Genomic DNA, 442 nt, shown 5'->3' on the forward strand with positions numbered 1-442 from the left:
GGATATAGATGCGCAGACGGTGCAGCGGGGCCAGGCTTTCCCGCACATCGTCCACCACCACCAGCAACCAGGGCATGGCATCCAGATGCATCATGGCCGCCAAAGGCTCCTTGCTGCCGCTGTCGCCCGGCTGGGACGGCAGGGGCACAAGAGCGATGCCCTGGCGCAGCACATTGGGCAAGGTGACGTCGAAGTGCTCAAGGATGCGGCCGTAGTCACGGGAATCGGTCTGCAGCACGCCCTGCTCGTTGATCAGGAAGGCATCACTACGCTCCCCGGAGTACACGCGCTGCAACAGACCGTTGATGGCTTCCATGTCGATGGTGGCACGCATGATGAAGCTCTCGCCCCCTTCATGACGCAAGACGGCGATGATGAAATGCGGCACATTGCGGAAGCCCATGAACACGTCGCTGACGAAAACGCCCTTGCGCAATACCTC

1 pseudogene is annotated in these 442 nt (G+C 61.3%); it reads right to left on the reverse strand.

The features are described from left to right. Positions 1–442, reverse strand: a pseudogene (locus tag JWG43_RS18405) (cache domain-containing protein); the annotation flags it as partial.

The sequence above is a fragment of the Desulfobulbus alkaliphilus genome, from assembly GCF_016918545.1.
Lineage (GTDB): Bacteria > Desulfobacterota > Desulfobulbia > Desulfobulbales > Desulfobulbaceae > Desulfobulbus > Desulfobulbus alkaliphilus.